Source organism: Achromobacter sp. (assembly GCF_036567245.1).
Lineage (GTDB): Bacteria > Pseudomonadota > Gammaproteobacteria > Burkholderiales > Burkholderiaceae_B > Achromobacter.
In genome coordinates, this window is sequence record NZ_DATCUY010000060.1 from 1 (window position 1) to 9,285 (window position 9,285).

The window sequence follows — 9,285 nt, forward strand, 5'->3', positions numbered from 1 at the left end:
CCCTCGGCCGCGGCCCAGCCTGCCGTTCCGGTGCGCGCCAAACGCAGCGCCTCGGCCAAACCCGCCGCGCGTCCCGCGCGCAAATCCGCCAAGGCAAAATCCGAATGACGCTGCCCCCTACGTCCCATTACGACAGGCTCATCGCGCGCGCACAGACATTGGCGCCGGCGCATTGCGCCATCGCCCACCCCTGCGACGAACCCTCGTTGTCGGCCGCGCTCGAAGCGCGCGACCTGGGCCTGCTCAAGCCTATCCTGGTAGGCCCCGAGCAGAAGATCCGCGCCGTCGCCGCCGAGCACAAGCTGAACCTGGGCGATGCCCGCATCGTCGACGCGCCGCACAGCCACGCGGCCGCTGAATGCGCCGTCGCCCTGGTGCGCAGCGGCGAAGCCGAACTGCTGATGAAGGGCAGCCTGCACACCGACGAACTGATGCACGAAGTGGTGGCGCGCAGCACCGGGCTGCGCAGCAGCCGGCGCATCAGCCACGTCTTCATCATGGAAGTGCCGACCTACGCGGAGCCGCTCTTCATCACCGACGCCGCCATCAATATCTTCCCGGACCTGGAAACCAAGGCCGACATCATCCGCAACGTGATCGACCTGCACCACGGCCTGGGCCTGGGCGAGCCGCGCGTGGCGATCCTGTCGGCGGTCGAGCAGGTCAATCCCAGCATCCCCAGCACCATCGAAGCCGCCGCGCTGTGCAAGATGGCCGACCGCGGCCAGATCTCAGGCGGCCTGCTGGACGGCCCGCTGGCGCTGGACAACGCCATCAGCCCCGACGCCGCGCGCATCAAGGGCATCCGCTCGCCGGTGGCCGGCGTGGCCCAGGTGCTGGTCGTGCCTGATCTGGAAGCCGGCAACATGCTGGCCAAGAACCTGACCTTCCTGGCCAACGCCGAAGCGGCCGGCATCGTGCTGGGCGCGCGCGTGCCCATCATCCTGACCAGCCGCGCCGACAGCCCGCGCTCGCGCCTCGCGTCCTGCGCGGTGGCTGCGATCTACGCGCACCACCTGGCCCAGCAACAGGCTCGTCCGCTAGCCTGAAGCACCACTCGCAACCCGGAATCACAGCGCCATGGCCGATACCATTCTCGTCATCAACGCCGGCAGTTCCAGCATCAAGTTCTACCTGTACGACATCGACGGCGCGCAGGAGCTGGCCCCGCGCCTGGGCGGCCAGCTCGAAGGCATAGGCACTTCGCATCCGAAGCTGAAGGTGCGCGATGCCGCCGGCCAGACCCTGGTCGAACGCGAGATCGCGCCCAGCCATGCGCCCGACGTGCCCAACGGCCAGGAAGTCGTCGGCACCTGGCTCAGCGGCCACCTGGGCGGCGCGCCGCTGGCCGTGGGCCACCGCGTGGTGCACGGCGGGCCGGACTTGTCCGAGCCGGTGCTGATCGACGACGCCATCCTCGCCAAGCTCGACGCCTTCACGCCGCTGGCGCCGCTGCACCAGCCGAACAACCTGGCGCCCATCCGCGTGATCCGCGAGCGCCGCCCCTGGATCCCGCAGGTGGCCTGCTTTGACACCGCGTTCCACCGCAGCCATTCCGACGTGGCCGACCATTACGCGCTGCCGGAACGGCTGTACCAGGAAGGCGTGCGCCGCTACGGATTCCATGGCCTGTCCTACGAGTACATCGCGCAGCGCCTGAGCAGGGCGCTGCCTGAAATCGCCGGCGGCAAGATCATCGCGGCCCATCTGGGCTCGGGCGTTTCCGCCTGCGCCATGCATCATGGCAAAAGCGTGGACAGCACCATGGGCTTCACCGCGCTGGAAGGCCTGCCCATGGGCACCCGCCCCGGCCGCCTGGACCCCGGCGTGGTGCTGTGGATGATGGAACGCGGCATGAACCACGACGAGATCGAGCACCTGCTCTATCACGATTGCGGCATGAAGGGCCTCTCCGGCATCAGCAACGACATGCGCGAACTGCTGGCCAGCGACGCGCCCTCGGCCAAGCTGGCGCTGCAGTATTTCGCCTGGCGCGTGGCCGAAGGCATGATAGGCCTGGCCTGCGCCATGAACGGCGTGGACGGCATCGTCTTTACCGCCGGCGTGGGCGAAAACTCCGCCGAGATCCGCCAGGCGATCAGCGAGCACTGGGGCTGGCTGGGCATCAAGCTGGACCCGGAACGCAACGCCCGCCACGGGCCGCGCATCTCCACCGACGACAGCCGCATCGGCGTCTATGTGGTGCGCACCAACGAAGAGCTGATCATCGCCCAGCACACGCTGGCGCTGGTGAAGCAGCGATGAGCGCGGCCCTGCCGCTGGCGGGCAAGCGCGGCCTGGTGACCGGTATCGCCAATGCGGACTCGATCGCCTGGGGCTGCGCCAAGGCGTTCCGCGCCCTGGGCGCGGAGCTGGCGGTCACCTACCTGAACGACAAGGCCTTGCGCCATGTGGAGCCGCTGGCGCGCCAGCTGGAAGCGCCGCTGCTGCTGCCGCTGGACCTGATGCATGACGGCGAACTGGAGGCCGTGTTCGACAGCGTCGCTGCCGAATGGGGCCAACTGGATTTCGTGCTGCACTCCATCGCCTTTGCGCCGCGCGACGATCTGCACGGCCGCGTAACCGACTGCTCGCGCGAGGGCTTCCTGCAGGCCATGGACGTGTCCTGCTGGTCCTTCATCCGCATGGCCAAGCTGGCCGAGCCGCTGATGCGCAAGGGCGGTGCGCTGTTCTGCATGAGCTACTACGGTTCGCAGATGGTGGTCGAGCACTACAACATGATGGGGCCGGTAAAGGCCGCGCTGGAATCCGCCACCCGCTATCTGGCGGCGGAACTGGGTCCGCAGGGCATACGCGTGCACGCGATATCACCGGGGCCGCTGAAGACGCGCGCCGCCTCGGGCATCGCCGAATTCGACGCGCTGCTGGACCGGGCCCAAGCCAAGGCCCCTACGCGCAGCCTGGTGTCCATCGACGACGTGGGCGAAGCGACCGCCTGGCTGGCGACCGACGCCGCCCGCCGCATGACCGGGCAGACCATATACATCGACGGCGGCTATCACATCATCGACTAGCCGGGGGCGCCTGGCCGGGGGGCGCCGAGCAGGAGACGCCTAGCCTAGCGTGGCCGGAGCGGCCTGGCGCCAGCGTTCGATCGCTTCCACCGCCTGTTCCGGACTGCCGAAAATCTTGTCGCGGCCGATCTTCTTGACCAGGCCGGAACGTTCCAGCGCGGTGCGGAACTGGCCGTGCCCGCCCGCCACCAGCAGCGTGATGCCGCGTTCGTCCAGCAGGTGCTTGAGCTCGTACAGGGCCTCGACCGCGTCGGCGTCGGCCTGGGTCATGGCCTCGGCATCCAGCACGAACCAGTGCACGTCGCCCGCCTGCTCGATGATCTCGCGCGCGCGCCGGCGGAAGGCATCGGCGTTGAAGAACCACACCGAAGACTCGAACAGCCAGATCACCGTGCCCGGCACCGGCTGCGCCTCGGGATTCAGGTGCAGCTTGCCCAGCACCGTCTCCCCAGGGAGCCGGCCCAGCAGCGCATCGCGCGGGTTGCCCGACACATACATCGCATACAGCAGCGTGGCGCCCACCGATACCGCCACGCCTTGCAGCACGCCAAAGCCCACCACGCCCACCGCCGCCAGGATGCCGAACGCCAGCTCGATGCGCGAGATGCGGGCCAGGCGCATGAAGGCGTGGCCGTCGAACAGGCTGATGGCGGCCAGCAGCAGGATGGCCGACAGCACGGCCTGCGGCAGCCAGTACAGCGGTCCGCTCAACAGACCCACCACGACCGCCAAGGCCGCCGCTGCGGTCACGCTGACCAGCGGCGAGGAGCCCCCAGCTACCAGTCCCACCGCCGTACGCGAATCCGCGCCGGTCACCACGAATCCCTGGAACAGGCCCGCCGCCATATTGGCCGCGCCAAAGCCCACCAGCTCGCGGTTGGGATCCACGTGTTCACCCGTGCGCGCGGCGAAACTGCGCGCCGTCACGATGCCGCTGGAAAAGCTGACCACCAAGACCCCCGCCGCGCCCAGCAGGATGTCGTCCACGCCCTCCAGCCGCACCGGCAGGCTCAGGGCCGGCAAGCCGGCGGGCACCTCGCCCACGACGGCGATGCCCAGCCCGGGGAAATTGAACAGCCACGACAGCAGGCAGGCCAGCACCACCAGCAAGATGGGGCCGGGCCAGGTCGGCCGCCAGCGCTTCACCGCCACCAGCAGCGCGCAGGAGGTCAGTCCCAGGATCAGGGTGGGTATCTGGATCTCGGGCAAGCGCCGCGACAGTTCCAGGAAGGGATGCACCAGGCCGCTGTTGCGCAGGCCCACTCCCGTCAGGCCGCTCAGCTGCGACAAGGCCAGCGTGATCGCCACGCCCGCCATGTAGCCGATCAGCACGGGACGCGACAGCAGGTTGGCCAGCACGCCCAACCGCAGCGCGCGCGCGATCAGGCAGCCCACGCCCACCGTCAGGGCGATGCCGGTGGCGGCCACCAGCCGGTCTTCCGGCGAGGTCAGCGCCATCCCGGTCAGGGTGGCTGCAATCAGCGTGCAGGTGGCCGTGTCCGGCCCGACGATCAAGGTGCGCGACGAGCCGAACAAGGCGTAGCCCAGCATCCCGGCGATGGCCGCCCACAGGCCGGCCACGGGCGGCACCCCCATCATGGCCGCGTAGGCCAAGCCCACCGGCAGCGCCACCGCCGCCACGCTCAGGCCCGCGGTGACGTCGCGCCGGGCCGAGTCCCGGGTGATGCCGCGGAAGTTGTTGAGGCCGGGAATGAAACGTAAGTTCATGGTGCTGCGAGGAAGATCGGGGAGAAAGCGCGCACGGAGCGCAGATTTGCGCCAAGGCTACACCAAGCCAGCCGAACCGGGGCGGCCGCCATCAAGCGGCCCGCATGAAAAAGCCGCCCCATGGGGGCGGCTTCGGCTTGGCACGGTAAACCGGCTTACTTGGCGTAGCGGGCTTCCAGCACGGCCACGGCGGGCAGGGTCTTGCCTTCCAGGAATTCCAGGAAAGCGCCGCCGCCGGTCGAGATGTAGCCGACCTGCTCGCCGATGCCGTACTTGGCGATGGCGGCCAGCGTATCGCCGCCGCCGGCGATCGAAAAGCCTGCCGATTCGGCGATCGCGCGCGCCACCACTTCGGTGCCGTTGGCGAACTGGTCGAACTCGAACACGCCCACGGGACCGTTCCAGACGATGGTGCCGGCCTGCTTCAGGATCTCGGCCAGCTGCGCCGCGGTCTTGGGACCGATGTCCAGGATCATGTCGTCGTCGGCCACGTCTTCAGCCGCCTTGACGGTGGCTTCGGCATCGGCGCCGAACGCCTTGGCGCACACCACGTCGACCGGAATCGGCACGGCCGCGCCGCGCTGCTTCATGATGTCGATCACGGCGCGCGCCTGGTCGACCTGGTCGGGCTCGGCCAGCGACTTGCCGATGGACAGGCCCGCGGCCAGCATGAAGGTGTTGGCGATGCCGCCGCCCACCACCAGCTGGTCGACCTTGTCGGCCAGCGATTGCAGGATCGACAGCTTGGTCGACACCTTGGAGCCGCCCACGATGGCGACCAGCGGACGCTTGGGCTCGTGCAGCGCGCGGCCCAGGGCGTCCAGTTCGGCGGCCAGCAGCGGGCCGGCGCAGGCCACGGGCGCGAAGCGCGCGATGCCGTGGGTGGTGGCTTCGGCGCGATGGGCGGTGCCGAACGCGTCATTGACGTAGACGTCGCACAGCGCCGCCATCTTCTTCGACAGCGTTTCGTCGTCTTTCTTTTCGCCGACGTTGACGCGGCAGTTTTCCAGCAGCACGACCTGGCCGTGATCGACCTGGACGCCATCGACCCAGTCGCGCACCAGTTGCACGGGCATGCCCAGCAGCTCGGACAGGCGCTGGCCGACCTTGGCCAGCGAATCGGCTTCGGTCAGCACGCCTTCCTTGGGACGGCCCAGGTGCGACGTGACCATGACGGCGGCGCCGGCGTCCAGCGCCATGCGGATGCCGGGCACCGAGGCGCGGATGCGGGTGTCTTCGCTGATGCGGCCGGCGTCGTCGAACGGCACGTTCAGATCGGCGCGGATGAACACGCGCTTGCCGGACAGGGCGCCGGACTTGGCCAGCGCGGACAGAGTGTTGACCTTGGACATATTTGGATTCCTACGATGGGCGTACAAAGGGGACGAACCCATTTTCCGCAAGCGCGGAAAACAAATCCGTCCCCTCTATCAACTAGCCGTGTTGCTTACTTGGCCGACATCAGCGCGACGGTGGTGTCGAGCATGCGGTTCGAGAAGCCCCACTCGTTGTCGTACCAGGACGAGACCTTGACCAGGCGGCCCGAAACCTTGGTCAGCGACGCGTCAACGGTGCTGGAGGCCGGGTTGTGGTTGTAGTCCACCGAAACCAGGGGCTCGGTGTTGTAGTCCAGGATGCCCTTGAGCTCGCCTTCCGAGGCGGCCTTCAGGATGCCGTTCACTTCTTCGGCGGTCGTATCGCGGCTGGCCACGAACGACAGGTCGACCAGCGACACGTTGATGGTCGGGACGCGGATGGCGTAGCCGTCCAGCTTGCCGTTCAGTTCCGGCAGCACCAGGCCCACGGCGGCGGCGGCGCCGGTCTTCGTGGGGATCATGCTCATGGTGGCCGAACGCGCGCGGCGCAGGTCTTCGTGGTAGACGTCGGTCAGGACCTGGTCGTTGGTGTAGGCGTGGACGGTGGTCATCAGGCCGTTTTCCAGGCCCAGCTTGTCGTTCAGCGGCTTGACCAGCGGGGCCAGGCAGTTGGTGGTGCACGACGCGTTGGAGATGACGGTGTCGGTAGCCTTCAGCACGCCGTGGTTCACGCCGTACACGATGGTGGCGTCGACATCCTTGCCGCCGGGGGCCGAGATGATGACTTTCTTGGCGCCGCCCTTGATGTGCGCGCCGGCCTTTTCCTTGGTCGTGAAGAAGCCCGTGCACTCCAGCACCACGTCGACCTTCAGCTCGCCCCAGGGCAGTTCGGCCGGGTTGCGGTTGGCCAGCACGCGGATCTTGTCGCCGTTGACGACCATGAAGTCGCCGTCGACTTCGACGGTGCCCGGGAACTTGCCGTGGGCGGTGTCGTAGCGCGTCAGGTGCGCGTTGGTCTTGGGATCGCCCAGGTCATTGATGGCGACGATTTCGATATCGTGCTTCTTGCCACCTTCGTAGTGGGCACGCAGGATGTTGCGGCCGATGCGACCGTAACCGTTGATGGCGACGCGAATGGTCATGACTAGGCTCCTTTTTACAAAACTTGCTTGACGGTCTCGGCCACCTTGTCGGCGGTCAGTCCGAAGAACTTGAACAGTGCACCGGCGGGCGCGGATTCACCGTAGCGGTCGATGCCGACGACGGCGCCTTCCAGGCCCACGTACTTGTGCCAGAAGGCGGTGATGCCGGCTTCGACAGCCACCCGCGGCAGGCCCTTGGGCAGCACGGATTGCTTCCAGGCGGCGTCCTGGCGGTCGAACACGTCGGTGCTGGGCATGGAGACCACGCGCACGGCGACGCCTTCCTTGGCCAGCTGTGCCTGCGCGTCCAGCGCGATGGCGACTTCCGAGCCGGTAGCGATGATGACGGCGCGGGCGCCTGCGGCGTCGCGCAGCACGTAGCCGCCGCGGGCGATGGCCTCGACGGTGGCAGCGTCGCGCGGCACGAACGGCAGGTTCTGGCGCGACAGCAACAGGGCCGTCGGGCCACCGTCATGCACGTCCATGCCGATGCTGGTCGGGCGCGTCACGGCTGCGTTCCAGGCCACGGCGGTTTCGGCCGTATCGCAAGGACGCCACAGCGACAGGTTGGGAATCAGGCGCAGGCTGGAAGCGTGTTCGATCGACTGGTGGGTCGGGCCGTCTTCGCCCAGACCGATGGAGTCGTGGGTGAACACGTGGACCACGCGCTGCTTCATCAGCGCGGCCATGCGGATGGCGTTGCGCGAGTAGTCGGAGAACGTCAGGAACGTGCCGCCGAACGGCAGGTAGCCGCCGTGCAGGGCCACGCCGTTCATGATGGCGGCCATGCCGAATTCGCGCACGCCGTAGTTGATGTGGCGGCCGAACTGGATGCCCTTGTCGCCGGCGCGGACGGCGGCGACGCCCTTCCAGTCGGTGAAGTTGGAGCCGGTCAGGTCGGCCGAGCCGCCCAGCATTTCCGGCAGCAACGGAGCCAGGGCGGCGATCGCGAACTGCGACGCCTTGCGGGTGGCGACGGTTTCGGCCTTTTCCAGCGTGGCGTCCAGGAACGCCTTGAACTGTTCGGCGTAGCCGGCGGGCATTTCACCCTTCATGCGGCGCGTGAATTCAGCGGCTTCGGCGGGGAATTCGGCGGCGTAGGCGTCGAACGCCGACTGCCATTCGGCCTGGGCGGCGGCGCCCTGCTTGCGGCCATCCCAGCCGTCGTAGATGTCTTGCGGAATCTGGAACGGTTCCGAGGACCAGCCCAGCGCGGCGCGGGTGGCGGCAATTTCGTCCTTGCCCAGCGGCGCGCCGTGCACATTGTGCGTGCCGGCCATATTGGGCGAACCCTTGCCGATGACGGTGCGGCAGACGATCAGCGTGGGCTTTTCCGATTGCTTGCGCGCGGCCTTGATGGCGGCGTCCACGGCGGCGACGTCATGGCCGTCCACGCCGCGGATCACGTTCCAGCCGTAGCCTTCGAAGCGCTTGGCCGTGTCGTCGGCGAACCAGTGTTCGACGTGGCCGTCGATGGAAATGCCGTTGTCGTCATACAGCACCACCAGCTTGCCCAGCTTCAGCGTGCCGGCCAGCGAGCAGACTTCGTGCGAGATGCCTTCCATCAGGCAGCCGTCGCCGGTGAAGGCGTAGGTGTGGTGGTCGACCAGCGTGTGGCCAGGCTTGTTGAACTCGGCGGCCAGCAGCGCTTCGGCCAGCGCCATGCCCACGGCATTGCCCAGGCCCTGGCCCAGCGGGCCGGTGGTCGTTTCCACGCCCGGGGTGATGCCCACTTCGGGGTGGCCCGGCGTCTTGGAATGCAGCTGGCGGAAGTTCTTCAGCTCTTCGATCGGCAGGTCGTAGCCGGTCAGGTGCAGCAAGGCGTAGATCAGCATCGAGCCGTGGCCGTTGGACAGCACGAAGCGGTCGCGGTTGGCCCAGGCGGGATCCTTGGGATTGTGACGCAGGTTGCCGGCCCACAAGGCTTGGGCGATTTCCGCCATGCCCATGGGAGCACCCGGATGCCCGGAGTTCGCTTGTTGCACGGCGTCCATCGCGAGGGCGCGGATGGCATCCGCCAAGGCAAGTTTAGGGGCGGTCGGATTGCTCATTCGGAAGGCTCTT

Annotated in this window: 7 protein-coding genes; 3 read left to right on the plus strand and 4 right to left on the minus strand. The window is 67.9% G+C overall.

Features of this window, described 5'->3' with window-relative positions; genetic code table 11:
• The first annotated feature begins 83 nt into the window (after positions 1 to 83).
• Genes VIR09_RS02090 through fabI form a run of 3 tightly spaced genes read left to right on the plus strand, consistent with a single transcriptional unit; the run spans position 84 to position 3,035 of the window.
• Positions 84 to 1,049 carry a phosphate acetyltransferase gene (locus tag VIR09_RS02090; RefSeq protein ID WP_332011359.1) on the plus strand — a complete coding sequence of 322 codons (966 nt, stop codon included), beginning with the start codon at positions 84 to 86 and terminating at the stop codon, positions 1,047 to 1,049.
• 31 nt (positions 1,050 to 1,080) lie between these two features.
• Positions 1,081 to 2,265 carry an acetate kinase gene (locus VIR09_RS02095; RefSeq protein ID WP_332011350.1) on the plus strand — a complete coding sequence of 395 codons (1,185 nt, stop codon included), beginning with the start codon at positions 1,081 to 1,083 and terminating at the stop codon, positions 2,263 to 2,265.
• A complete protein-coding gene (fabI, locus tag VIR09_RS02100; RefSeq protein WP_332011352.1) occupies positions 2,262 to 3,035 on the plus strand; it encodes an enoyl-ACP reductase FabI in 774 nt (257 codons plus the stop codon). The genes VIR09_RS02095 and fabI overlap by 4 nt, the downstream gene beginning before the upstream one ends.
• Before the next feature lie 39 nt (positions 3,036 to 3,074).
• Here fabI and VIR09_RS02105 read toward each other — a convergent pair whose 3' ends face one another.
• The 4 genes from VIR09_RS02105 to tkt form a co-directional block, all read right to left on the minus strand.
• Positions 3,075 to 4,763, minus strand: a complete 1,689-nt coding sequence (locus VIR09_RS02105) for a SulP family inorganic anion transporter (RefSeq protein WP_332011354.1) — start codon at positions 4,761 to 4,763, stop codon at positions 3,075 to 3,077.
• 155 nt (positions 4,764 to 4,918) lie between these two features.
• On the minus strand, positions 4,919 to 6,115 hold the full coding sequence (locus VIR09_RS02110; RefSeq protein WP_332011356.1) for a phosphoglycerate kinase: 1,197 nt from the start codon (positions 6,113 to 6,115) through the stop codon (positions 4,919 to 4,921).
• A 95-nt stretch (positions 6,116 to 6,210) separates the two neighbouring features.
• The gene (gene gap, locus VIR09_RS02115; RefSeq protein WP_013395726.1) at positions 6,211 to 7,221 is read right to left on the minus strand and encodes a type I glyceraldehyde-3-phosphate dehydrogenase; all 1,011 of its coding nucleotides are present in this window, start codon (positions 7,219 to 7,221) and stop codon (positions 6,211 to 6,213) included.
• Positions 7,222 to 7,235: 14 nt separating this feature from the next.
• A complete protein-coding gene (tkt, locus tag VIR09_RS02120; RefSeq protein WP_332011361.1) occupies positions 7,236 to 9,272 on the minus strand; it encodes a transketolase in 2,037 nt (678 codons plus the stop codon).
• Positions 9,273 to 9,285 lie beyond the last annotated feature (13 nt).